Annotated in this window: 18 protein-coding genes; 6 read left to right on the forward strand and 12 right to left on the reverse strand. The window is 49.7% G+C overall.

From position 1 onward, the window contains the following. The first annotated feature begins 250 nt into the window (after positions 1 to 250). The 4 genes from ACN0YR_RS09260 to ACN0YR_RS09275 all read left to right on the forward strand — a co-directional run bounded on the left by ACN0YR_RS09260 (position 251) and on the right by ACN0YR_RS09275 (position 4,934). On the forward strand, positions 251 to 1,699 hold the full coding sequence (locus tag ACN0YR_RS09260; protein ID WP_417848925.1) for a DNA-directed RNA polymerase subunit alpha C-terminal domain-containing protein: 1,449 nt from the start codon (positions 251 to 253) through the stop codon (positions 1,697 to 1,699). 311 nt (positions 1,700 to 2,010) lie between these two features. After that, positions 2,011 to 3,135 (forward strand): aminofutalosine synthase MqnE, encoded by a 1,125-nt coding sequence (gene mqnE / locus ACN0YR_RS09265; RefSeq protein WP_417848926.1) that lies wholly within the window; start codon positions 2,011 to 2,013, stop codon positions 3,133 to 3,135. A 33-nt stretch (positions 3,136 to 3,168) separates the two neighbouring features. Beyond that, on the forward strand, positions 3,169 to 3,765 hold the full coding sequence (locus tag ACN0YR_RS09270; RefSeq protein WP_417848927.1) for a LutC/YkgG family protein: 597 nt from the start codon (positions 3,169 to 3,171) through the stop codon (positions 3,763 to 3,765). Then, positions 3,762 to 4,934: an aminotransferase class V-fold PLP-dependent enzyme gene (locus ACN0YR_RS09275; RefSeq protein ID WP_417848928.1), complete on the forward strand. Its 1,173-nt coding sequence runs from the start codon at positions 3,762 to 3,764 to the stop codon at positions 4,932 to 4,934. Before ACN0YR_RS09270 ends, ACN0YR_RS09275 begins: the two co-directional genes overlap by 4 nt. A 120-nt stretch (positions 4,935 to 5,054) precedes the next feature. On the opposite strand, the gene ACN0YR_RS09280 is transcribed toward ACN0YR_RS09275, so the two are convergent. From ACN0YR_RS09280 to ACN0YR_RS09325, 10 genes are all read right to left on the reverse strand, one after another. After that, positions 5,055 to 5,516: a VOC family protein gene (locus ACN0YR_RS09280; protein ID WP_417848929.1), complete on the reverse strand. Its 462-nt coding sequence runs from the start codon at positions 5,514 to 5,516 to the stop codon at positions 5,055 to 5,057. A 51-nt stretch (positions 5,517 to 5,567) separates the two neighbouring features. Then, the gene (gene ruvB, locus ACN0YR_RS09285; RefSeq protein WP_417848930.1) at positions 5,568 to 6,668 is read right to left on the reverse strand and encodes a Holliday junction branch migration DNA helicase RuvB; all 1,101 of its coding nucleotides are present in this window, start codon (positions 6,666 to 6,668) and stop codon (positions 5,568 to 5,570) included. Between the two features lie 437 nt (positions 6,669 to 7,105). Next, positions 7,106 to 7,831 (reverse strand): UMP kinase, encoded by a 726-nt coding sequence (gene pyrH / locus ACN0YR_RS09290; RefSeq protein ID WP_417848931.1) that lies wholly within the window; start codon positions 7,829 to 7,831, stop codon positions 7,106 to 7,108. Positions 7,832 to 7,935: 104 nt separating this feature from the next. Further along, a complete protein-coding gene (locus ACN0YR_RS09295; protein WP_417848932.1) occupies positions 7,936 to 9,129 on the reverse strand; it encodes a response regulator in 1,194 nt (397 codons plus the stop codon). 170 nt (positions 9,130 to 9,299) lie between these two features. Next, a complete protein-coding gene (locus tag ACN0YR_RS09300; protein ID WP_417848933.1) occupies positions 9,300 to 11,075 on the reverse strand; it encodes a type II and III secretion system protein family protein in 1,776 nt (591 codons plus the stop codon). A gap of 354 nt (positions 11,076 to 11,429) precedes the next feature. After that, positions 11,430 to 12,497: a Flp pilus assembly protein CpaB gene (gene cpaB, locus ACN0YR_RS09305; protein ID WP_417848934.1), complete on the reverse strand. Its 1,068-nt coding sequence runs from the start codon at positions 12,495 to 12,497 to the stop codon at positions 11,430 to 11,432. 225 nt (positions 12,498 to 12,722) lie between these two features. Further along, positions 12,723 to 13,277, reverse strand: coding sequence for an A24 family peptidase (locus ACN0YR_RS09310; RefSeq protein WP_417848935.1), 555 nt, complete (start codon positions 13,275 to 13,277; stop codon positions 12,723 to 12,725). Positions 13,278 to 13,898: 621 nt separating this feature from the next. Continuing rightward, positions 13,899 to 14,072 (reverse strand): Flp family type IVb pilin, encoded by a 174-nt coding sequence (locus ACN0YR_RS09315; RefSeq protein ID WP_417848936.1) that lies wholly within the window; start codon positions 14,070 to 14,072, stop codon positions 13,899 to 13,901. Between the two features lie 1,047 nt (positions 14,073 to 15,119). After that, positions 15,120 to 15,902, reverse strand: coding sequence for a 3-keto-disaccharide hydrolase (locus ACN0YR_RS09320; protein WP_417848937.1), 783 nt, complete (start codon positions 15,900 to 15,902; stop codon positions 15,120 to 15,122). Between the two features lie 353 nt (positions 15,903 to 16,255). Continuing rightward, positions 16,256 to 18,907 carry a GDSL-type esterase/lipase family protein gene (locus ACN0YR_RS09325; RefSeq protein WP_417848938.1) on the reverse strand — a complete coding sequence of 884 codons (2,652 nt, stop codon included), beginning with the start codon at positions 18,905 to 18,907 and terminating at the stop codon, positions 16,256 to 16,258. 520 nt (positions 18,908 to 19,427) lie between these two features. On the opposite strand from ACN0YR_RS09325, the gene ACN0YR_RS09330 reads away from it, so the two are divergent. Further along, positions 19,428 to 20,174: a phytanoyl-CoA dioxygenase family protein gene (locus ACN0YR_RS09330; RefSeq protein WP_417848939.1), complete on the forward strand. Its 747-nt coding sequence runs from the start codon at positions 19,428 to 19,430 to the stop codon at positions 20,172 to 20,174. An 87-nt stretch (positions 20,175 to 20,261) separates the two neighbouring features. Further along, a complete protein-coding gene (locus ACN0YR_RS09335; protein WP_417848940.1) occupies positions 20,262 to 22,634 on the forward strand; it encodes an aminotransferase class III-fold pyridoxal phosphate-dependent enzyme in 2,373 nt (790 codons plus the stop codon). 209 nt (positions 22,635 to 22,843) lie between these two features. Here the strand turns inward: ACN0YR_RS09335 and ACN0YR_RS09340 are convergent, their stop codons facing one another. Then, positions 22,844 to 23,650, reverse strand: a complete 807-nt coding sequence (locus ACN0YR_RS09340) for an endonuclease/exonuclease/phosphatase family protein (RefSeq protein WP_417848941.1) — start codon at positions 23,648 to 23,650, stop codon at positions 22,844 to 22,846. Positions 23,651 to 23,820: 170 nt separating this feature from the next. Continuing rightward, positions 23,821 to 24,957 (reverse strand): SGNH/GDSL hydrolase family protein, encoded by a 1,137-nt coding sequence (locus ACN0YR_RS09345; protein ID WP_417848942.1) that lies wholly within the window; start codon positions 24,955 to 24,957, stop codon positions 23,821 to 23,823. Positions 24,958 to 25,221: the final 264 nt, after the last annotated feature.

Consider the following 25,221-nt stretch of genomic DNA (forward strand, 5'->3'; position numbering starts at 1 on the left):
AAAATTATTAAAAAAATCTCGCCTCCCTCAGAGGACCATCAAGTAAATCCCATCCCATGGCAGGTTTCTCTTGCGAGGTCGCAATATTTTCAAAATAAATTGATTCCCAGTGATCGGACCATGTACAGCTGCAAAATTCCCACAGGCTACCTGGAAGTTTGAACGCGATTGATTCCACGTATTTGCTTGCTACAATAGAAGATTCGATCATCTTCGCGACGATTTTTAAGAATCAAGGAGTGCGAGTCCGTTGTTTACACCATCATCACCAGAGTCGGAACCAACGCCATTTTCAGCGATTGTTCCCCCTGAACAGCCACAAGATCATTCCGCATCGCACCTTTCTTCACCGCAGTTGCCTGAACAACCGGCACCGCAGCCGCCTGCTCAGCCAACGGTGCCGAGCTTTGATTTTGTCGGAGTTCTACGAGATTCGGCAACTCTTGGTCGTGAAGAGTTGCAACGCATGCTCTCTGCTGCCATCGGAGCAGGGGCGATTGATTTTCGAAAAGCAGTAGAACAAATCACCGAAGAGGCCAAGTCCAATCCGGGTCTGATTGTTCGTGCCGGAATCGGTCAGTTTTACATCGGAAACGCCACCATTGCGGAAGAGCTGTTAACCGGAACTAACGACGGGATTGGTCGCTACTATCTGGGACAGGCTCTTCTTTCTCAGGAACGGTACGAAGAAGCTGCGAAAGAATTCGAGCAAGCTGGAAAGCTTGGCTACAAACCAACAGAGAGCACACTCCGCCGTTCAGGTGCCATCCGACGCGCAGGACGACTCGAAGATGCTGAAGAACTGATCCGCAGCACCGGAGCAGATGGTGCGCGACTCGCAGAATACTCCTATCAAATGGGGTGTATCCTGTCAGATCGTGGAGACACGTTCGGAGCGATCGAATATTTCGAACGCGCCGTCGACATGGACCCGCATCACCAACGAGCTCTGTTTGCACTGGCTGTCCAGAACAGCCGCCACGGCGATGATGAAGAAGCGATTCAACTCTATGAACGCTGCCTCTCTCGCCCACCATACCTGCGTGGAGCATTGCTGAATCTGGGACTTCTCTACGAAGACAAAGAAAATTATTCGGCGGCACAATACTGCTTCGAACGAGTTCTCAAGTACGATCCGGGCAACGAGCGAGCTGTTCTGTACTTGAAGGACATCGAAGCCACGAGCGACATGTACTACGACGAAGAGTCGCTGAAAGAACAACAACGACTTGAGCAGCTACTGGCTCGACCTGTCACCGATTTCGAACTCTCAGTGAGAAGCCGCAACTGCCTGGCGACCATGGGGATCGATACGCTCGGCCAACTGACGGAAATCAGCGAACAGGAATTGCTCTCCGGAAAGAATTTTGGTGAAACTTCATTGATCGAAGTTCGTGAACTCATGGAGATTCACGGCCTGTCGATTGGTGAATATCTTCACGAAAAACAACGGGAACCATCATTCGACAACCGTGAGCTCACAGCAGAAGAGCAAGCTGCAGTTCAGCTTCCGATCAGTGATTTGAATCTCTCGGTTCGAAGCCGGAAGTGTATGGCTCGTTTGGGAATCACCACGATTGGCGAAGTTCTGATCCGTACGCCGGATGAGCTACTTTCAGCCAAGAACTTCGGGGTAACATCCCTGAACGAGATTCGAAACAAGCTTTCAGAAATGAACCTGAAGCTTCGAAACGACTAAGGTCATAAAATTGAAAACGGGGCCGAAATGGCCCCGTTTTTAGTTAATGATTTCGGTAACTTACGGTGAGAGTGACGACCGGAGGCAACGTTCTCATCCTGAACAGGTCAGTCCAGCTGATTGATTGTTTCACTTGTCTGCGTGCCTCGAAATCAACGTTTCTCTCAAACTATTAAGAATCTACGACTGGCATTCTGTTGGACCTGAATTGACACGTTTCTCGAAACATCCGGCAGGCTCGTTGACTTGCTTACCAAACGTGGCGAATTTTCAATTCAGCGATAGCCAAACAACTAGAACTGCGTGAGCACATGAGTAACGCATCGACGCTTGAGCTAATTCGAGACAAAGTCTCCAACGCGGAACGCCTCACCTTTGAGGACGGAATGTTCCTGGAAGAACATGTCGACCTGCTCACCCTCGGACAATTGGCACACCAAGTCCGTACGCGCATGCACGGAAACGTTGCGTATTACAATACCAACATCCACCTGAATCCAACCAACGTTTGTGTTTATCGCTGCAAGTTCTGTGCGTTCCGATCGGATCTGAAAGACGAGAAGTCCTACGTCTTTGACGAACCGATGATTCAAGAGCGAGTCCTGGAAGCCAAAGCGGCCGGAGCTACTGAAATCCATGTCGTGGGCGGATTGCATCACCAGAAAAAATTTGACTGGTACGTCGATGTCGTTCGCGTGATTCACGAAACCTGGCCAGAGATTCACATCAAGGCCTGGACGGGCGTGGAGATCAACTGGTTTGCCCACCTGACCAAGAAACCGTATCGCTGGATTCTTGAGCAACTCATTGATGCCGGCCTGGGAAGCTTGCCTGGGGGAGGAGCTGAAATTTTTGATGAGGGGGTTCGTTCTCAAATTTGTGAACACAAAGCCGATTCTCAAAGCTGGATTGATATTCATCGAACCGCACATGAACTCGGTTTGCGATCGAACGCGACAATGCTCTACGGACATGTTGAAGAGGCACGACACCGCATTGACCACCTCTGTCGATTGAGAGATCTTCAAGATCTCACCGGCGGGTTCCAAACGTTCATCCCATTGGCTTTCCATCCGGAAAATACCCGCATGGACAACATCATTAAGCCTTCTGGGAACATGGATCTACGGACGATCGCTATTTCGAGATTGATGCTCGATAACTTCGATCACATCAAAGCGTATTGGATCATGTTAGGCGAACAGACAGCACAGATCGCTTTGGGCTTTGGCGCGGACGATCTGGACGGAACAGTGGTTCATGAGCTGATTTATCACGATGCCGGTGCTGAAACCCCCGAAGGTTTAACAGTCAGTCAGCTTCATGAATTAATTCGGGAAGCTGGTTGTGAGCCAGTTGAGCGAGACACTCTCTATCGACGAGTGCATCGAGACGGAATGAACTGGTCCGTTGGCGAACCTGTTTTGATCTCCTGAAATCCGCTTCATCCACCAGAGTCAGGCCTGACCATGTCCTCGCGTGACCAGATTCTCAACAAGATTAAGAAGAACCTTCCTCAGGCGGTTCCGCTGCCTGACCACCAAGGTGACTGGATTCAGTACGAAGATCCAGTCTCGCAATTTATTGCAACGCTGGAATCCGTTGGTGGAAAAGGGCATGTCATCGCCAGCCTGGACGAAATCCCAACGATCCTGGGAGATTCCATTTCTGACGATGATCTCGTGGTCTCTTGTGTTCCCGGAGTTTTTGATGGTCGAATGGACCTCAGCACAATTTCGGATCCACACGATCTCAAGTCAGTTGACTTTGCGATTCTCCCCGGCCAGTTGATGGTCGCTGAGAACGGTTCTATTTGGGTCACGGACGAGAATGTCCCGTTGCGAATTCTCTTCTTTCTTTCGCAGCATTTGGCTCTTGTCGTTCCGAAGAGTGCGATAGTCCATAACATGCACGAGGCGTACGAGCAAATTGATCCCACGCTTCGAACGTTTGGAACATTCATCTCCGGTCCATCGAAAACAGCGGACATTGAGCAAGCCTTGGTAAAAGGGGCACATGGGGCACGCACATTAAACGTCTTTCTGGTTGAGGGACTCCCGGAATGACGGAGCAGCGCCAGCGAATTTACCTCGACAACGCAGCGACGAGTTTTCCGAAACCATCCCCTGTTTACGATGCGGTCAACGAGTACCAGACTGAACTTGGGGGAGCCGTGGGCCGTGGGGCCACTCAAGTCGGGGCTCGCATCCAAAGCCGAGTTGACCGCTGCCGAAACCGACTCGCAAAACTGCTCGATGTTGCCAGCCAACAACATCTGTTTTTCACGTTCAACGGAACGGATTCCCTCAATCTTGCGCTACACGGAATTCTGACTCCGGGGGATCATGTTGTCACGAGTTGCTGGGAACACAATTCTGTTTTGAGACCGCTGCATGAGCTATCTTCATCACGAAAAATCGCAACGACTTTTCTCGGTGGGAACGAGTTGGGTCAGATCGATTTGAAACAGCTGGAAGCTGCTCTCGCGAAGAAAACAAAGCTTGTCTGCATCACTCACGCCTCCAATGTGACCGGGATCATCCAACCAGTCAAACAGGTTGTTGAACTTGCCCATGCTGCGGGAGCTTACGTGTTGTTGGATGCCGCACAAACAGTTGGGCACCTTCCCGTTTCAATGCAGGAACTCAACGTTGATTTTCTGGCTTGTCCGGGGCACAAGGGCTTACTTGGGCCACTCGGAACTGGGCTTCTCGCAATTCGTCCCGGGCTCGAAGTGGAATTGCCTTCCTATCGACAAGGGGGAACAGGAACGACGAGCGAATCCGAATCGCAGCCGGAATCGCTGCCCGAGAAATATGAATCCGGCAACCATAACGCTCCAGGTCTTTTCGGTCTTGAAGCTGCGCTGGCCTGGCTGGAAAACGAAACAGTCGAAAAAATTCACCAGCAAGGGCTGGAATTAACGAAGCATTTCATTGAGGGGTTGCGAGCGCTGCCTTCGATTGAAACCTACTTCACTGACAGGTCTCCCAACCGAGTCAGTCTCGTCAGCTTGAATGCAGACAAATTAGAGCCGCAGGTTTTATGCTCTCTGCTCGATGAACACTTCGGCATTGAAACCCGGTCTGGTCTCCATTGTGCTCCTCGTGCTCATGCTGAAATCGGGACACTAACAAGAGGTGGAACGACTCGCTTCAGCTTCGGAGCATTCAACACGCCTGAACAAGTCGACATCACTCTCGAAGCGATCGGTCAGATCGTCGCATCTTTTTGAGAGCTGAGCAAGAACTGATCAGGCCACTTTCAATGCTTGACCTGCCCGTAAAGAACACGTTTCTTCAATTCTTTGCTGTTCGCCACGAGGCAGAACCTGTACTGCAATTTGAAAGATGATCTATCCTTTCATCATTTCAGCGAAACGCCGATCGACTTCTTCTTGGGTCAGATCTTCAATGTGCGTTGAAATAGACCATTGGTGACCGAATGGATCTTTGAGTGTCCCGGAGCGGTCTCCGTAAAACTGATCCTGCAAAGGGCGCACAACTTCGGCTCCTGCTGCGACCGCGCGGTTGAACACCTCATCGACGTTTTCAACATAAACCATCAGGTGCGTTGGTGATCCGCCGAAATGATTTGGTCCATGAGCTCCCATCTCTGGATGTTCATCTGCGAGCATCACAACTGAGTTCCCGATCTTGATCTCCGCATGGGCAACACTTCCGCCTGGTCCTTCGAGACGAAGATGCTCAGTCGCTTCGAACGTTTTTTGGTACCAGTCGATGGCTTCACTGGCTCCGCTGATGATCAGATAAGGAGTCACAGAATGGTAACCATCGGGAATCGGTTGAACAGCCATTGTCGCTCCTGACTTTTCAAGTGAAGTTGTCGAAGATGAAATGCGGGTCGATCACATGAATGGGCTCAAACCGGGTTTAAGCCCCAAGTGCTCATACCCACGACCGGTCACAATCCTCCCACGCGGAGTTCGTTGGATCAAGCCAGACCGTAATAAAAACGGTTCGATATCATCTTCCAATGTATCTGTGGGGATCGACATGCTATGAGCAATTGCCGAAAGCCCTGCTGGACCTCCCTGGAACACCGATACAACTGTCTCCAAGTAGCGCCGGTCCTGACGTTCAAGGCCGAGTGAATCAATCTCCAGCATCTCCATTGCGTGATGTGCAATCGCTGTGGTGATCTGACCGCTGGGATCTTTCAATGTCGCAAAGTCTCTGGTCCTCAACAAGATGTTGTTGGCCTTACGAGGTGTTCCCTGGCTTCGCCTCGCAACTTCTCCAGCAGCTTCATCTGTGAGAGACGTTTTCAGCTTGATCGCGTTTCGCTTGACGATTTCGATCAAATCTTCTGGTTCGTAGAAGTCGAGATGCTCTCGGTACACAAACCTGTCTCGCATGGGAGCGGTCAGCATTCCGGCTCGTGTTGTCGCCCCGATCACAGTGAATGGCTTCAACTGCATATTAATGGTGCGTGCGTTGAGCCCTTCGCCTAAAGCGATGTCGATCCGGAAATCCTCCATCGCTGGATAAAGAAATTCCTCGACCGCTGGTCGTAAGCGGTGGATCTCATCAATAAAGAGAACGGAACCATGCCCAGCATTTGTTAGATAAGGAAGTAAATCCTTAGGTGCATCCAGAGACGGCCCGGCAGCGATTTGATAATCGACACCGAGCTCCCTGGGTATGACTGTTGCTAAAGTTGTTTTTCCGATTCCGGGAGGACCGTCAAAGAGGATATGCCCAAGAGTATCGTTGCGTTTTTTTGTCGCATCGAGCATGACACGGACGCGCTCGACAACTTTCGATTGCCCAATGACATCACTCAGGCTTTGAGGGCGAAGACGCTCATCAATTTCCCGGGAATTCGGATCGAACTCACCGTGATTTAAAGACAAATCGTCGTTGTCACCTTGATCGCCGTTGCTGCTCTGGTCGTGATCGTTGTCGTCGCTGTCATCGTTGTCAAAGAAAGTTGTCTCTCTCGCCATCTGGCTCCCTCCATCATGCAGATGGCGCAACTGTAGCCAATAACTGATCGTCCGTCCACCGATTCCTCAGTTGCTTCCCTTGATTGAACTCAGGTTCCAATCATCTACCACCAGTTGATCCGGTGACTTGAGCAATCCCTCCAATGTGGAAGTTCAATGCTTGCCGTCAGAATCAATTTGGTGAACTCATTCAGCTTCAAAGTTGAGTTCCGATATCAAACGGGAAAGCAGATTCACTGGTATTCATTAACTTTTTCGTGCCTGGGCTGATCATTTTTACAATTCCGTTGCCGGTTCAGCTCGGGCAGATCACGTTCACGCCTTCGAATAAAGCTTTAATTTTGTGGGTGACGTAGTGGAATGAGGAAGCTTGTAGAGCGATGAATTGTGCCCCGACAGACCGACCTCAAGACAACTCTCCGGACAACAATTTCCTCTTACGCATGCACAATCGTTCCGATTTTCTTCCCTTTGATTGCCCGCAGGATATTTCCTGGAACACCGAAGTTGAAGACATGAATTGGAATTTTATGCTCCATGCAATGATGAATTGCCTGTGCGTCCATCACTTGCAGATTTTGTTTCAGAACGTCCTGAAAAGAGATATCGGTGTACCGGACGGCATGTGAATTCTTCTCTGGATCTTCAGAGTAGACACCATCAACTTTCGTAGCTTTCAATAAAACATCTGCGCCAAGTTCGCGAGCACGCAGGGCTGCGGCTGTGTCGGTCGTCACGAATGGGCTTCCCGTCCCGGCTGCGAGAATGACCACGCGTCCTTTTTCCAGGTGACGAATACAACGTCTACGGATGAACGGCTCGGCGACTCCTTCCATGCGGATGGCAGATTGTACACGCGTCGGGACACCTTCGTTTTCGAGTGCATCCTGCAAAGCTAGCGCATTAATCACAGTTGCCAACATGCCCATATAGTGGGCTGTCGAGGGGTGAATCGCTGCACTGACTGCGGAAAACTGTTTCCCGCGCAAGATGTTCCCCCCGCCGCACACAATGGCGAGTTCAACACCTGTCTCGACAATGTCTTTGATCTGCTGTGAAATCTGCGCGACTTCTGTCATGCTGATACCGCTTTCGCGTTCACGGCAGAAGCTCTCACCACTGAGTTTCAGAATCACACGTTTGTACTTGCTCGCTTCAGACATCGATATTGCTTTGTCCTTTGAAATGAAAAACAGCGAGTGAGAACACTCGCTGTTGATGAACGGTCAACGGGATAGCCATTGTATCAGACTCAAATTAAGAATGGCTACTTTAAGAAGCTGAAGAGCCCACTCTTTTTCGTTTCCGACTTGGGAACTTCCCCGCCATTTGCGTTTGATGCATCAATTTTCAGAGCTAACTGCTGAATGGCGCGTGTGATTTTTGCTTTCGGGAATTCTGTCACTAACGGAACTCCATTATTTCGAGATTCGATCACTGGCGAGTATTCGTTGGGAATTTGCCAGAAGACCTCGCGTCCGATGGTATCGAGTGCCTTATTCAACGAGATTTGAGCATCTCCGAGACCGACTCGATTCACTATGACCTTCACTTTGTCGTTGAGTTCACGCTCTTCCAAAAACTGATTGATCCGAACGACATTCCGCAAACAGGGAAGGTCGAGTTGTGTCACAAACAGAATTTGGTCAGAGACCTCCAACGCTGCAAGATCAAGCGGTGTAAACGATTTCGTGAGGTCGATAATCAAATGTGTAAATGTCGCTTTCAGCAATGCAATCACACGCTGAAGCTCTTCCGGGGTCATCGGAGCGGTTTCTTCCATGTGAACTGGACGCGGAAGTAAAAATGCTCCACTTGCGTGCTGAGTCAGCGAACGTTTCAACATCGAGTAATCGAGTCGGTTCACATTTTCAGCCACGTCCTGGATCGTGTAGTCAGGAATGATGTCCAGCCAAACATCAGCGTCGCCCAACGACAAATCGAGATCCATGATGGCCACACTGTTGGACTCGTTGGCAGCCAGCGCACATCCGAGATTCACCCCCAGCGACGTACAGCCAACCCCTCCGCTGGCTCCAATGAGTGTCATCACCGTCGAGCTTTTTGACTTCCCGTCTTTTCCGCCACTGATGTTTCGAATTCGATCCAGAGCGGCCATGAAGTCATCGAGGTTCAATGGAGCACTCAGAAATTCTTTTGCACCATTCCGCATCGCCTGCAAAATGAGCGCCCCCTCCTGAGATTTACTCACGACCAGGATTTGACACTCCGGCGATTCACGATGCACTTCTGCGATAACTGCCAACCCGCGCTGCTGATCTCCGTCGAGAGTAATCAAGGCGATATCGGGTTGCGTTTGCGTGATGATGTCAGTGAAAAACTCATACCGCGCACATTCAGCTTCGAGCCATACGGAATCAATCCCAAGTAGAAGGTTCTTGATCGAATTCCGCGACTGATCTTGCGGATCGACCATCGCCAATCTAACAACATTGTTCATTATCGAACTCCCTGGAACATTTTCATGTTCGCCGTGCTTGTCAAAGCGGGTCCTGTGATTTTAGAGGTCGCTTCACAAGATATAACAGACTCACCGTTTCATGAGACACTCAGGTCAGCCAATCAGCGACTGACCTGAGTGGATCTGATTTTCTGCCCACAGTTGGAATTCTACTTTCCGAACCAGGAACCGGAGCGAGTTGACTTCTTAGGAGAAGTCGCTTCCTGATTACCTTTGGACATCGACGGTTCTATCAACCCAAGCTGGTTCGCTGATGAGGTTGATGCCTCCTCAGCTTTCACTTGGTCCTCAGGGAGTGCTCCTTGTTGATCACTTGTTCGATCAACCTTTGTTGAAAAGTTGTACTCCGCTGGTTTCACTGCCTGTTTTTGACCATCGTTGCCACTGACCGTTTGAACCTGGCTGGAACGATTCCCGTTCTGAGCAGATTCAATGATCGCGTTTGGAGGCAATTGTGGCGGAAGTTGTGATGGATAGCCAGGATGAATCAGTTGATCCTGACAAGGTCCGAAAGGCTCACACTCAGGTCCGTAAAGTGGAACTTCAAGAAGACCATCGATGTACAGCTCTCTGTCGACAGGAGTATCAGTATGCAATCCAGGACCACCAGAAGGGACCTGTTCTGGAGACATCGGAGCGACCATCTGTGGAGTGACTAGAATCAAGAGTTCAGTTTCACCCTCAGTGAAGGTCTTACGACTAAAGGCTGCACCGATCCATGGGAGTTCACCGAGGAACGGAATTTTCTGTGTGTCGCCAGTTCGAACTGTGGAGATCAAACCACCGATCATTAATGTTTCACCAAACCGCATCTCAACTTGCGTATTGACACGTCGGACAGTGATACCGGGAACAACGAATCCATCGACGCTCACAGCGTTACTAACGTCTCGGGCACTCACTTCAGGAGCAATGTCGAGCCTCAAGCGTCCATTCCCCAAAACGATCGGGACAGCTTCCATGCGAACACCGAACTCTCTCCACTCAATACTTGTGGCTCCGACACCTTGTGGGACAAGTACTGGGAATTCACCCCCGGAAAGCATTGAAGCGGGGCGTCCGCTGGTTGTTACTAAAACAGGTTCCGCCAGGACTTTCGCCAATGCTTCAGATTGGAGTGCTTTCAAGAAACCAGTGAAGAGATCTCTGTTCCCAGTGATTGCGAAGGCGAGTTCAGACCCTTTCGGTGTCAATGCAGCATCTGGCGGTCCTCCACCTGAAAAAGGTGTCGTTAGACTTGCGAGTGGAGCAACTCCACCAGGAGTACTCACAACTGCATAATTTTGTCCAAGAGCAAGAAAGTTAAATCCAAGCTCACGAATCTTCGAGCGTTGGACTTCCATGATTTTGACTTGCAACTGAACCTGACTGACTCCGCCAACATTCATCTGGCTATGAACACTCGGGTAGAACTGTTCAGCAACATCAATGATTTGTGGAATCTGCGTTGGGTCAGTTACCCAGCCTCGCAGGACGACTCCATCACGAAGTCCAACAACATCAATTGCTGTTCCAGGAAAAAGACGTTCCAGGTAGGCCTGGAGTTCGCGTGTATCTGGTTCGACAAAGAATTCGACGGTATAGACCGAATCGAACTCGTCGATCATTTTCAGAGATGTCACACCCGGGCTATCAGCATGAACCCGAATACGATATGGCGAGAGTGCATTGACAGAGATTGTTTGAGAGTTAAACCCATCAACAATTTTTATCCGATTTGCCATTTCCAGGACTCGCGAATCAAGATTTACCATCTTGATCGTGGTCTCCGGCGTGAGAACTTGGAAAATCTTTTCCCCAGGTTTCACCGACTCGGTAGCCGTTTCTTCGGGCTGAGCAGACAATGGTGTAGTCATCAGAATGCAGGCAACGAGCGTTGCGCAGAGACGATTCATGTGACCGCGACGTTTGACGAGATTGGGCATCCTTGCACCTCAGGATCTGAGCCGGACAAATGTCGAAGCAGTTCCTCAATGAACTACTTCGCCATGTTCGGCAATATTCATCCAAGTTGAGTCCCGCAAGCGAGAATTCGCTGACGAAACGTGGACATCAATGTCCGGTAAGGGGAGTTCACGCTCACTGTGGATTTGTGAATTCACTCCAATAAAGAGCAATCCCCTCACAAATCGAGAGAGCCATCAACTCCATAAACAGAGTAGTGTTCTCAAATTACGAAATGTCGGTTGCCCGATCTTCATGACGTCTCCGAAAACCGACATGACCGAGAGTCTCTCAATGTTTGAGAGACTCTGAAGATCAAGTTTTCGGAACAGTCTTTAGCCACCTCCGAGGAGTGATCGCACAGTATCGGCGATAGGATTTTTCCCATCTTTCTGTGCGGTCTCTTCTTTGATCGCTTCTTCTTCTATTTCAAACGAGTGAGGAGTCGGTGAGTTCCCGTTGTAAACATGAAGTGTCCACTGCGGTTTCTCAGCTTCCACAACCTCCTGTACTGGTTCAATCGCAACTGGTTCTGGTTCTGGAACTGCTGCTTGCTGAACTAATGCAATGGCAGTTTCAGGTTCTGGAGTCGTCAGCTTAGTCTCTGGCTCGTCCATGTCTCGAAATTCACTGTCAAACCGTTGGCTGTAGAGTGGTTGGCGATCATTAATTCCAATTGTGCCTTCCAACTCTTCAAGCAATTCCTCATCAATATCTCTAATTTGTACTAGCTCGTCATCAAGTTTGTGCCGCCAGGATAAGCTGAGATTTCCCTTGCTCTCTGCCAGTTTGACGTAGTTCACTTGTTCAGGCATCAACAACAATGATACGAAACTCGTACGTCCGGTTTTGTCTTCACTGTTAATTCTGTCTGAAGTTGTTGCGTTTGTCGCAAAGACTTCAACATACTCCAGGAGTGTTTTCGTTTTGGTTGAGCTGCCACGAAGTCCTGTTCGGGACTGATAAGTGACCAGCACATCCACACGGTCTCCAGGGGAGACCAAATTACTTTGTGTATTTGTTTCCGTAACAGGAATCGTGATCACTCGCATTCCTTTTGTGATTTTGACAGAGTTCCCGGTTCCGCCAGGTTCAGTCAATTTGGAAAAAGTGATCAAGTCCCCTGCAAAGAGTGGAACTCTCGCTCCACGGTCGGCATATTGCTCTTCTGTCAAAATCAATTCTTCCTCGGCAGGAAGATTCTCAACTGGGATGTCACGAAAAGTGACTCTTTCAGGCGTGAGTACCGAGCCTGTTTCAATGTTCTCCATTGCAACTAAAACTTTTTTCGTTTCAACCGCTACAATGGCCTTACGACTTTTCATGGCTTGTTGGACACCAAGCATGGCGACCAATCCACAGCCTCCTGCAACAACGAGTAGTATGAGGGTCTTGGGTTTCATTTCGGAGATCTCCGATTTGGGGCAGGTATCCCACAACCGGAGTCCGCACGTCATTGTGTGAATCGGCTGATGATGACAGTCTGCTTCAATCTATGAGGGTTATAAGGTTTGATTTGGTAGTAGGGATTTGCATATCGCCATGCAAAGTCACCCCATCTCTCCCAGACTTCCATTCCAGGACGGCAAAAAGGCCAACAAACAAGAGTTGGCCTTTCAAACGTGTTCCTAGTAAATCATTCCAGCGTAGAGGAAGTAACCAATTGAACCGATGCAGATCGGGATTCCGTACGGCAGGAGAAACATCCGCGGTTTTCGCTCAGCAGCGATTGCGGAGAGTTTTCGAGGATCTTTAATTGTCATCCATTCCGCAGCGATCAGAAGAAACTGACCATAATGCTTGTCCCAAGCTTTTCGGGAAAGAACCATGATGATTGCCATGACAGCCCCAACAACCACTGTCGCGACAAATGCCCACCAAGTGACGGCGGCGCCCAGCCAGGCTCCGATTCCAGCCATCAGTTTGACATCACCGGCTCCCATTCCTCCAACTGCATAAAGAGGCAGAAGGGTCAGAAGCCCAACAGTCATTCCCCAAAGACCATCGCCTAAACCTTGGAGTCCACCGACCCAAGTGCTGTAGACGAGACCAGAAAGAACCATCGGGAAGGTTATCCAGTTCGGAACTCGAAGTTCCTTGCCGTCAATGTACGCGGCAACGATCAATACAATACAAACGAATTTGACGTGCCAATTATCAAGAAGAATTGTTTCCCAGTCCATTATTGCTGGCCTTTCACGAGTTTGAGGGGTGTATAGCTGGACAGCGCCACTTTGTGTGAATGGGTGAAATAAATATTTTTGCAGGCAGAATTCGCTGTAATCGCAACACAATCAGGCATGTCGAAACCGTGCCAGTCGCAATCCATTTTCCAAATGTTTTACAGTCGAATCACTGCGAAAAGTGATGCTGTCTTAACGAGAACTGATCTGAAAGGCTGAATGAGGCGGCTCAATTGCTGAGAAAACCGTTCATCGCAGCTGCTGTCAAATCGGAACTTAGGTTCTTCCGCCAAGTCCAATCGTCTGAATAAGAAAGGTCACCATGCCCATTACAATCACGGGAAGGAATTCGAAGAGCGGAAGAGTTCCGAAATCAATCCAAATGGGAATCATGATCCAATCCAGTGGGAGTCAGTCGACGAGATGTTGTCTGTTTAAGTAATCCGAAAACCTGAAATCTGTCTCTCTTACTGGAGTAAGTTTTTCAGCCTGTCGGTTTTCAGAGAAATTTCAAGTACGTTCAGTGCGTAGAGGATAGACAGGTAACCGCCCGGCCAGATGCAGTTCCGACCGGGCGGCCAACCCTGTATCAATCTGATGATCAAGCGATCATCAACTCTTTTATGTGAGTTGATCCTTGATTTGGTTGAATTTTGCCGATGCGTTTGTACCGACGGCACGGATTGCTGTTAGACAGACAATCACGATCAGAGCAAGCATGACTGCATATTCAACTGCAGTTGGGCCGTCTTCTGAAACCAAGAATGTCTTCACGCTTTGAGCCAAGTTAGTCATCTTTTGTCCTCTCTCAGTGGTTTCGACCGAGCTCTCACGTTCGGTCGATATTGGCAGGATCCGCCCGACCTCGAACTCCCGAGGGTCTGTCAGCAAATCCAATTTCCCTTGTTAATTGCCTCGGGAGAGACATATGACGTTGATAAAACTGACTTTATCAATCCCGAAGACAACCAAACCTAGGTCAGAAAACCGGGCACGCAAATTTTACTTAAATAAATTTCTATTTTTTTTTGCACCAAACGAACCTGGGAGGTGCGACAGCGGAGAGAAATCATCGAAAACCGCATGATTTTCCTCACCGTAGTAAGTTCGTGAGAGATCAAGAAAGAAGACCGAGCAGCCCCTAGAGCAGTTTGCTCTACCGTTTGCCCGTGAAGAACTTATTTCTCTAGAACTGATCCTGAAACTTGAAATTGCTCTCTCAAACGTTGAGGAAAGTGGCTATTCCAGAGGTTTTCGGACTGGTTCTAGCTAGAATGCTGTTCTCCACGAGGCAGAACCTGCAAACCAATTCGAAAGATGCTCTATATTCTGCTGATGCGAAGCGTTTTCTACGTGCTCTTGAGCCATTTCAAACTCTTATCGTGGCCGAAAAATCACGTTAATGGCTTCTTAGTCCGACCTCAACAAGGCAGCTCAGGAGGCCCGACTTTGAAATTTCCTCCATTGAATCGAGCAGGCTCCCCACCCTGTGTACGTGCAGAATGCGCTTGACGACGAATATTGCTCGTCGTCAAGAGGCAGAACATGACCACCACCTTGAAAAATGCGGTGGTGAAACAAGAGAGACGCATACTGCCGCGTAAATTGTCCGCTTCCTTCCATGGAAAGCACCTCTGGACAAATCGCTCCGGACAAGGTGTCGCCGAGCGCCTCTAAGAAAAAAGGCCCGCCGATTCACTATGAAACAGGCGGGCCTTCACTGATCGTTAATCAATTTCGCTACAGAATTGAGTTTTTCAAAAAGAATATCCGAGAACTGCGTCGTGAATCAGTAATCTTCTATGTCCCGATTCTTCACGGGCGTGAAAGGACATAGGTACTCTATTTCACGGGTTTCTCTTCTCCGGTTTTCTGGTTACGAATGAACGGCTCCCGTGTCTGCTCGCCTTGGGCATCTTTGATTTCTCGCACCCAGATGTTTCGGAAACGGACAGGATTTCCGTGGTCCTGAATTCGAAACGGAAGTCGTTCCGCATGTTTGTTGTATGAAGGTGGACGATTAAAAGGAGTGTCTCCTTTCAGTTCAAAATGATTGAGAATTAACACACCATTGTGCAACGCAGTGATGTAAGCCGGAGATTTCAACGAACCATCATCATTAAATCTGGGGGCCGTCCAGATAATATCATAAACGTTCCATTCCCCAGGCGCGACGGTTGCGTTCACTTGTGGAGGAGTCTGCTTGTAAATTGCTCCAGCTTGACCATCAAAGTAGGTTTTGTTCTCAAAGGAATCGAGAATCTGAATTTCATAAGTGTCCATAAAGAACACTCCACTATTTCCACGACCTTGACCGGTTCCTTTCGCAGGCGTTGGAGCCGACCACTCGATGTGAAGCTGGCAATCTCCGAATGATTCCTTACTGACAATGTTGCCTTTTCCGGAGACCATCGCTCCGTCAACAATTTTCCAATTTTCGGCATTGTCCCAGGCAGAAACATCTTTCCCGTTGAATAACACGACGGCGTCAGACGGAACTCCATTCTCATCAAGAGTGACACGTTTGGGTTCTTCCCAAGTGATCCCGTTAAGGTACTCATCAGCGTGAACGATTGAGCATGATGTGAACGCCAATATGACGAAGTAATAACGATGAAGATTCACAGATCCCTCCTTAGGATTGGTAGGTTTGGTGGAAATTGCAGATTGACCGAAGCAAGCAATGATACACATTGACTTCAAGCTTCAAGTGTAATCCATGACAAGAGAAGTTGCGCTTCTGCAAGCAGAAATGCTCTGACAGACTCGCCGGCAGACTCGCTGGCAGACTGTCAGAGCTTGTCTCGCAGTCGGTGACCATCCTCCAGTCCCACAGAACATCTCTCTGAGCGAGATCTTTGAACATCAACATCATTAACTGCATCAGATCGCGTTTGAGAACACGCCCAACATGAACCTCGACGTTATGCCGAGGTGACTCAATGTAAAGCTGTTGCGAACATTTGCCGAAATCATTTTCACTTCGACTTTGCAGCAGCTTGAATCCAGTTTCGAATCAAGCTGGCAGCTTCTTCTTTCTCGCCGGCGCCACGATCAATGAGACTCAGGTCTTGTGCTTGAACAAGTTGGCGGACGAGAAGATCTTGATCGCTGTCTGCTGCGTCTGGATCGAGGACTGCAGGATGAACGACAACACAGTCCCAGGTCGGCGGCCCGAAATTCAGTGACAGATTCATGATCCAGGCATACGAGTTAATAAAGGCTTCGTCAGACTCAGCGGATGCTGATTTTGGGACCGCAATCACAACGAGGTCAGGCTTCATTTTTCGAACCCGACCTCGCGCATCGTTTTCGATCTCAGCGAGCGTCATCCCGTCGACCTCCCAGGTCTCTATCTCAACGTCAGTTCCAGCAGCAATTTCATTCAGAGCCGGACCGATCAACTCAGCAACCGGAGCCATTGCAAGGACTCGAATCGGCTGCTTTGTCTTGAGTCGCTCAACTGTATGCCTCAGCGGTGCAGTCGGTGGTGGGACATCATCGAGAGAAACTCGGAGTCCAGTTATCGATTGAGTCAAAGCAGTTGCCATTTTTTTGTGACCTGCCATATTCGGGTGGATCGCATCACTCATCAGCATCTGCCAGCCGAAGTCAGAATTCCTTCGCAATGCTGCAAGTTCTCGATAGCAATCAGCAAGTGGAACGTTGAGTTCTTTGGCAACTGCCCGAACAACATCGCAATACTGAATGAGTTTGTCAGTGGGTCTCCCAGCGGAATCTGTGACAGCATTGGGAGTCGCCAAAATGACTTCAGCTCCTACCTCTCGGCACTTCTTAACAATCTCTTTAAGATTTGCTTCATACTCCTGCAGCGGAACGCGAGTCATGTCATTGAGTCCGAACATCACTGTGACAAGATCAGGCTTGTGGCTGAGAACATCGCGATCAATCCTTGCGAGAGCATTGACGGTCGTATGCCCACTGATCCCGGCGTTGATCATCTCAACATTTGAGTCAGGAGAGATTCGGTTCAAAGCGATCCCCAACATGTCGGTATAGGCTCGGCGGCTTCCCGTGTGGTAATACACACCGGTTACACTGTCGCCAAAGCAAATGACTCGAACCGGTTCGCCGCTGAGGATTTTCTTGCGTGTCTTGACCACCGGTCCAAATGCTTGCCGAAGAACTGGAAGTGCTTCCTGTGCAATTTCTGCATGCCCCATCGGATTTGGATGGCACCCATCGGTTGTCCAGTCTTTCAGCTGAGCCCCCTTCTCTTTCGCGACCGTCCACGCTTGAAAGTGATCAACAAGAGGAACGCGCCACGCCTGAGCGACTTCTCGGCAAGCCTGCATGTATGGAGTCAGTCTGACATTTGGATGTTCTCCGACACCGTTCGCGTAGGAACCGTCTGCCCATCGCGGTTCGGTCATCAACACGGGAGTGATCCCTCGTTCAAGCAGCCTGGAGACGATTTGATTCAGGTTTTCGCTGTATGCTTCGACTGAAATCCGGCTTTCCGTTTTTCCCTTATCCACATAACTATCGTTCGTGCCATACATCACGGTAACGTAATCTGGCTTCAAGTCGATGACATTATCCAGCCGCTTCAAGGCTTGATCCGTTCGTTCACCGCCGATACCAACGTTGAACACCTTGGCTGGAGTTCCCTCTGTGTTCAATTTCGATTCCAAGAGAGATGCAAATGTCTGCTCCGCTGTGACTCCGCTACGAACTCCTTTGGTGATTGAATCTCCCAAAGTCACGATCCGTACAACGGGCTGCTCTGGAGAGAGTTTTGACTCCACCGTGAAGAGTGCCTCAGCCATCAACCGTCCGACTTCGAGCGTCCCTTTGGAATCGAAATGAGCACTGTTTGCGATGGTTGCACGAGAGGTGTCAACGTACACCGCACGGGGATCGGCGGCAGCCATACTCTGTTGCTGTGCAACAATTTCTGGCATAAATTCTTTTGTTCCGTTGCCGAACTTTGTATTGACCGCCACCAACGCTATGAGCTGTGGCGCGTTCAATTCAGCTCGCAGCGACTGAACCATCTCGCCAAGCGTGCGAGCATACTTCGGTGCGTCATTGGCATTCGCATCACTTTCCCCCTGAATCCAGGCGAAGGCTCGCGGACGAAGGGTGATTCCCTGCTCTTTCGCTGCTGCGATGGCTGCCTGAGTTTCTGAGATCAACGCCTGATAACATTGACCATGGTCCCCGGGGTCGGTGTGGCTCCAGTCTCTTTGCAGGTTGGTTCCGCTGAACGCGACCTTGATGACCGCAAACGTTTTTTTCTCCTGCTGATAGATTGTTCTCGCAAGTCCAATTTCTGGACCGAAGCCTCCTTCAGCCTGAGCAAAGTTTCCGTACTGTCGCCCTTCTTTCGGAAGCTTTGGATTCCCAAGTGGCTGCGGTTGCAGGTGCGTCCACTTTTGGCTGCTTACGGAGTCGTGTTCATCCGGCGGCGGATCACCAGTTCGCCACCAGAATCGTATCTCCTTATCGACTTCACTCGCAGGGAGTTCACTCGGCTTCGCATCGTACCCCACAGCATTCGACTGCCCTGCAACGATGACCAAATCCATCTGCGTCTCTTCAGCAGCCACTGAAAGGCCCGTTAGCATCAACGCATAGCAGGAAAGAAATCTCAAGGAGCGATGCATCAGTGTTCCTCAGTTAAAATTTTTGAACTGATCCCGAAACTTGAATTCCCTCTCTCGAACGTTGAGAAAAGCGTCGGTTCCAGAAGTTTACGGACTCGTTCTAAATCAAATTCAATATTGGTCTTTACGTTCAGTCTCGTAGCGAGCACTCTATGACGTCATAAAAGTGCCCTTCACGGGGACGACAAGCGTTGAAAAGAAACGATGCAGGAAGTCTCCGTCAATCGAAAATTGTGTTGAGATCGTCCTACAGTCGACTCGTTATTGCAAACCAGGTGTTCTGAAGATACCGGAGCAACCGCTTCTGTATCAATGCCCTTGAATTTTCAAAGCTCTTGCTCCAGCCATCTTCTGAAGTCGAGAGTGAAAAGAGTTGCTCTTTTCGAGTCAGTGAATCAAAACTGGAGATTGTACAGCAGGCGATGAGCGATCATACTCTTTCACAGTATTGTTCACAGTAATGAAAATGCGACGTTGAAAATGTGGTGAGCCAAATCCAATCCAGATGTGAGGTTCGACAGTGTTTGAATTCGAAAAAGAGTCTTACGACAAAGATGGTTTTGTTGTCATTCACAAGTTCTTGGATAAACCTGAACTCGAAGAACTTCAAAACAACCTAGAGAGGTATGTTCATGAAGTGGTTCCGACGCTCCCCTCAACAGATGCGTTCTATGAAGATGCCTCGCGACCAGAAACACTCAAGCAACTCCAGCGAATGGGAGTTGACCCCTTCTTTCTGGACTATGTGAACCGTCAGAAGTGGAAAGGTCTTGCAAAGGCTTTAGTTGGCGAAGAAGCAACTTCTAAGCAACCTGAATGGTTCAACAAACCGCCCAGCACAAATCATGTCACACCTCCGCATCAGGATAATTACTACTTCTGCCTGAAACCCGCGAACGTCGTGACACTCTGGCTGGCGCTTGACGAGGTCGATGCTGAAAACGGATGCTTAAGATATGTTCGCGGATCGCATCAGGGTGGGTTTCGGCCACATGCAAAATCTAAAATCCTCGGGTTCTCACAAGGGATCACGAACTATTCCCCGGAAGATTTCACATCGGAAGTCGCAATCCCTCTGCAACCGGGCGACCTGGTTGCACACCACGGAATGACGATCCACCGTGCCGATGCCAACATGTCGACAACTCGCCACCGTCGCTCATTTGCAATGGTCTACCAAGGTGTCTCCTGTGAGCGGGACGAAGCTGCCTTTAATCGCTATCAGGAATCTGCACGAGCTCAGCATGCAGAACTGACAGCGACTTGATCCAAAGCGTGCAGATGTCCCATTCTTTATTTCTATTCAGGCGTCCGAACACTTGAAGTGTCCGACTAAAAGTATTGCTTTCACAATATGACTTCATCACTGAATTTGACTGAACAGGAAAACAATCCGTATGTTTGGGCCACGATTGGCGAAGCGGACCTTGAACTCTTCGACAAGCACTTGAAAGATTTTGTTCCGCAAAACTCTTTTGATGCACATGCTCACTTATGGCAAGTCGCCGACCTGGGAACACCAACTCCGTCACTGGCAGCTGCCGGTCCCGCCGAAGTGACACGTGCGGTCTATGACGATCGACTCTCGCAGTGGATGCCCGATCGTTGCCCGAGTGGTGGATTGTTCTTCCCGTTTCCAACACGAAAGCTTGATGTCGATTCCGCCAATCGTTTCATGGCGGAGCAAATGCAAGGGGACCCGAATTCGCGCGGATTAATGATTTTGACGCCCACACAAAATCGTGAACAGGTTGAACAGCAAGTGCTGGACGATCACTTTGTTGGCTTTAAGGTTTATCACCTGTTTGCAGAACGAGAAGAGACACTCTTCGCACAATGTGAAGAGTACATTCCAGAATGGGGATGGGAACTCGCTGAGAAACATGGTCTCGTGATCATGCTGCACATGGTTTTGCCGAAAGCCTTAGCAGAACTGGAGAATCAGGTTTACATTCGTGAGCATTGCGAAAAGTATCCCAATGCCAGGTTGATTCTCGCCCATGCTGCGAGAGGTTTTTGCGGACGCCACACTGTTGAAGGAATTGCGTCGCTGCGAGGACTGGACAATGTCTACTTTGACACGTCTGCTGTCTGTGAACCTGAAGCATTCGAGGCAATCTTGAAAACATTCGGCCCGACTCGACTTCTCTTCGGTGCCGATTTTTGTGTCACCGAAATGCGGAGCCGCTGCGTGAATCTCGCTGATGGTTTTTTGTGGCTGGATGAAATTCGCCCAAACTTTGAGCGATCACGGTTTGCAAAACCAACGCTGCTCGGGCTGGAATCACTCCTGGCACTTAAACAGGCTTGTCGAAATCAATTCCTCAACGACGAAGATGTGGAACAAGTTTTCTGCCATGCCGCACGGCGTCTACTCGACATCCCCTTGACCAAAGAACTCCCCAATGTTCAGGAAGCTTACAAACAGGCGAAGGAGATCATTCCGGGAGGAACTCAGCTGCTCAGCAAACGCCCGGAAATGTTTGCGCCTGACCAATGGCCGGCTTATTATCGAGAGGCTCACGGCTGCGAAGTGATTGACATCGAGGGGAATCGCTTTATCGATATGAGCCTCGGAGGAATTCTCTCCACAATCCTGGGCTATAGTGATCCTGACGTGAATGCAGCGGTCATCCGGCGAGTTAGTTTGGGGTCGATGTCGACGCTTCAGACTGACGACGAAGTCAAACTCGCGCAGCGGCTACTCGATATTCATCCATGGGCGCAAAATGCTCGATTCACTCGTTCTGGCGGAGAGACGATGGCGGTTGCGGTTCGTATCGCACGAGCTTCAACTCAACGAGACCATGTCGCGATTTGCGGGTATCATGGCTGGCATGACTGGTATCTCTCAGCGAACCTGGCAGAGCCAACAACAGATGGAAGTGCATCCCAACTCGATGGGCATCTCCTCCCAGGTCTTGAGCCTCGGGGAGTTCCTGCCGGGCTTGCCGGAACTGCTCACACATTTCACTACAACCGGCTTGATGAGCTGGACGCCATTATAAAAAAACATGGCGACAAGCTGGCAGCGATTGTCATGGAACCAACGCGTCAAACTGATCCCGATCCCGGTTTTCTGGAAGGAGTCCGAGAGCGGTGCAATCGCAATGGTGCTCGACTGGTCTTCGATGAAATTTCTATCGGCTGGAGATTGTGCCTAGGTGGAGCTCACTTAAAGTTTGGAGTCGAACCGGACCTTGCTGTGTTTGCGAAAGCACTCGGAAACGGCTTTCCCATCGGAGCTGTTATCGGAACAAAAGAGACAATGCAGGCTGCTCAAAACTCGTTTATCTCCAGCACATTCTGGACTGAGGGTGTCGGCCCAGCGGCTGCTCTGGCCTGTGTTCAGAAGATGCAAGAGTGCAATGTCCCCGAGCATCTTCGCAAGATCGGCTCCTTGGTCATGAACGGGTGGGAGGAACTCGGCAGGAAGCATCGACTCCCTGTCAAGCCAGCTGGTCGCCCGGAAGGAGCCTTACTGACATTCACCCACCCTCAGGCGGCAGCTATCACGACGTTAATGACCGCTGAGATGCTCAAAAAAGGCTTCCTTGCTGGTGGCGCTTTCAACGCGATGCTCGCTCACGAAACACGTCACGTTGAAAGCTACCTGGACGCTCTGGATGAAGTCTTTGCAACTCTCGCAGAAGCCATCTCTACCAATACAATCGAAAAGCGAATCGGCGGTCCAATCAAGCACACCGGATTTTCGCGACTGACTTGAAGTCGTTTGCGTTAACCTGTGTCCGATAAGAACGTATTTCACCAGTGAGATGTCGTCCAATCGTAGCCCGGAACCTTTGTCCCGGACGAGGCAGACGGGACAATGGTCCCGTGCTACAGGTACAGGTGCAGGTACTGAGTCTTCGTGTTCGGTTTGCAGTTTCTTTAGTACCGCTTGCTTTAACCTGTGTTCGTGAAGACTCGACCGAACTACTTCTTGACTTCGAACACGACCAGCACGGGACGATGATCAGAAGCGACCGGCTCATCGAGGACTTCCGAAGAGAGCATCTTCAGTTGGCTTCCGCGTGAGAAGACATAGTCAATTCGAACTCTCGGTTTGTTGGCAGGTGCTGTGAATGTCGCATCGGCATCGATCGCATTCTTCCAGTGCTTTTCCAAAATGTTGATCGGTTCCGAGCCTGGCTGAGCGTTCATATCCCCGGCGAGAATGGTGGGCATTGTATCATCAACGAAGTATTGGTTGATGGCTTTCGCCTCTGCAACGCGGTCTTCGGGGACGTTGTGCTGGAAGTGCGTGCTGATGAACTTCAATGAAGACCCGTTGGGAAGCGTGACAGTCGTTGCGATTGCAGCGCGGGGGTAAGTGGTCAGCTCTTCGGTACTTTCTGTGTATGGCAACGGTTGGATGTGAACATCAGTAATCGGGAGGTGTGTGAGCACAGCGTTGCCGAAAAGGCCCCCTTCATAATGTTGAGTGGGACCGAAGCGAACAGAGAGTCCGGTCATTTCGCCGAGCATTCTCGCTTCATGCATTCGCGACGAGCGTTTGACACCAACGTCGACTTCCTGCAAAGCAACGAGGTCTGGCTTGGCCTTCTTGATGACTTTGGCGAGTCGCTCGATATCATAAACACCATCCATCCCCTGCCCGTAGTGAATGTTGTAGCACAACACTCGCAACTTGATCGGTTCGGCAGCTTGGACAAATGACCCCAGAACAAGGCAGGCTGCAACGATTTTTGAGATCGAGGAATAGAGTGAACTACGTTTCATGGAAATTTCTTTCATTGTTCATTCAGCTAAATTTCTGGAATGATATTCGGAGCTTTTCGTGAATGACATCCCACAGCAAATCCAACATTGGTCTTTACATTTTGTCTCGTGATGAGCAGTCCATGAAATCATGAACATGAGCTTCACGGGGACAGTAACAAAATAAAGCTCTACGGATTTCTGGCAAGTTGCCACTTGAGCCAGGCGTAAATTGTTGTTCCGACTTGCTGGTATCCATGAGTGTTTGGATGAACGGCGTTGTTTTCCGGGTAGCCATCAACAGGATCAAGGTTGAGTTGAGTCGGAATCAAACTCATTTTCGGATCATTCTTCTGAGCGACAAATTCCATTTCTCTTTGAACAAGTCGATGCTGAATTTTCTTCCAGCCCCAGCGAGGATACCGATCTTTGTAATTCGCTTCAAAAGCAGATTGGCGGGAGTTAGGCGGAGTTGTCAAACAGATACCAATCTCTGATTCCGGAGCTGCTGCCCGCATGGCTGTGAGGAGAGTCTCGGCATGCCCGAAGACAAGGTCGATCCGTTCGTCCATCAATTTTGGATCGTTTGCTGGTGCGGAGAAGCAATCATTGATTCCAAGCATGATGATGATGTAATCGGGCCGGGCTCCGTCAAAGTGTTCATCGAAATATCTCGGGACGTCCAGAGCGGGTTGACCATCATCATTCAGAAAAACAAAAGGGCTGCTCTTTTTGCGATGAGTCCCATCCGGGTTCGGTTCGTAATGTGTCACAAAGCGTGCCCAGGTCCAACCACCGTAACCTTCGTGAGCGATTCCTTCGGCAGCTGAACTTGGCTTGTGAGTCCCTAACATTTCCCACTCAGGGTTTCCCGGTTCGCTGAGCAGTCGCCCAACTTCGTTTGGGTAAGTGGTATTGTGAGTCAGACTATCGCCGACGATGAGCAAGCGTATTTTCTTCTTGGCCTTGGCTCCTGCGTCATTCGGAATCACTAGAACCTGACTCGCGTGTGAAGCCAGCACTTTCCCTTCCTGGTCGAGAACATCCACCTTCAGCGGATGTTTGCCAACGTTCTCATCGGTGGGTGTAAGTGTCCATCTCTCCGCTCGCGTGTCTCCGACATTGCAACTGACTTTGAATTGATATTGATCAGAGGCCTTCGACAGGATGATGTTGTCGAAGTAGAAATTCGTCTCGATTCCGGGGACGGCATAGATCACCGGAGGTAGCGTCGATTGAAGATCGTTGTTGACCTTCGGACTGCTTTCAACGGCAACTTGTTGAAAAGAGAGAACTGTCAGGAGAGTCAGGGCGGTCGTTGTCATCATTGATCCTTGGCACTGCAACATCGATTACTGCAAACATCGATTCGAGAGTTGAGTTCATCTGCAACTCAGCAAGAGCATCTTTCGAATTGGTGTTCAGGTTCTGCCTCGTGGCGAACAGCATTTTCATTAAAGTTCATTAAAGAAATGCCTTCTTCACGGGCATACGGTAGAGCAAACTGCTCTAAAGAATAGACAAGTTCAGGGCCATCAGCGAAGCGAACAACAAGAATTGACCTCTGAATACGAATTCCTGCTATTCAGCCA

The organism is Thalassoglobus sp., from assembly GCF_048270125.1.
Taxonomy (GTDB): domain Bacteria; phylum Planctomycetota; class Planctomycetia; order Planctomycetales; family Planctomycetaceae; genus Thalassoglobus.

Coding starts and splice junctions, on each gene's coding strand:
- cpaB (WP_417848934.1), bottom strand. CDS start 12,497: ATGAAACCCAAGACCCTCATACTACTCGTTGTTGCAGGAGGCTGTGGA.
- ruvB (WP_417848930.1), bottom strand. CDS start 6,668: ATGGCGAGAGAGACAACTTTCTTTGACAACGATGACAGCGACGACAAC.
- ACN0YR_RS09335 (WP_417848940.1), top strand. CDS start 20,262: ATGACTTCATCACTGAATTTGACTGAACAGGAAAACAATCCGTATGTT.
- ACN0YR_RS09340 (WP_417848941.1), bottom strand. CDS start 23,650: ATGAAACGTAGTTCACTCTATTCCTCGATCTCAAAAATCGTTGCAGCC.
- mqnE (WP_417848926.1), top strand. CDS start 2,011: ATGAGTAACGCATCGACGCTTGAGCTAATTCGAGACAAAGTCTCCAAC.
- ACN0YR_RS09295 (WP_417848932.1), bottom strand. CDS start 9,129: ATGAACAATGTTGTTAGATTGGCGATGGTCGATCCGCAAGATCAGTCG.
- pyrH (WP_417848931.1), bottom strand. CDS start 7,831: ATGTCTGAAGCGAGCAAGTACAAACGTGTGATTCTGAAACTCAGTGGT.
- ACN0YR_RS09310 (WP_417848935.1), bottom strand. CDS start 13,277: ATGGACTGGGAAACAATTCTTCTTGATAATTGGCACGTCAAATTCGTT.
- ACN0YR_RS09325 (WP_417848938.1), bottom strand. CDS start 18,907: ATGCATCGCTCCTTGAGATTTCTTTCCTGCTATGCGTTGATGCTAACG.
- ACN0YR_RS09280 (WP_417848929.1), bottom strand. CDS start 5,516: ATGGCTGTTCAACCGATTCCCGATGGTTACCATTCTGTGACTCCTTAT.
- ACN0YR_RS09345 (WP_417848942.1), bottom strand. CDS start 24,957: ATGATGACAACGACCGCCCTGACTCTCCTGACAGTTCTCTCTTTTCAA.
- ACN0YR_RS09275 (WP_417848928.1), top strand. CDS start 3,762: ATGACGGAGCAGCGCCAGCGAATTTACCTCGACAACGCAGCGACGAGT.
- ACN0YR_RS09315 (WP_417848936.1), bottom strand. CDS start 14,072: ATGACTAACTTGGCTCAAAGCGTGAAGACATTCTTGGTTTCAGAAGAC.
- ACN0YR_RS09300 (WP_417848933.1), bottom strand. CDS start 11,075: ATGCCCAATCTCGTCAAACGTCGCGGTCACATGAATCGTCTCTGCGCA.
- ACN0YR_RS09270 (WP_417848927.1), top strand. CDS start 3,169: ATGTCCTCGCGTGACCAGATTCTCAACAAGATTAAGAAGAACCTTCCT.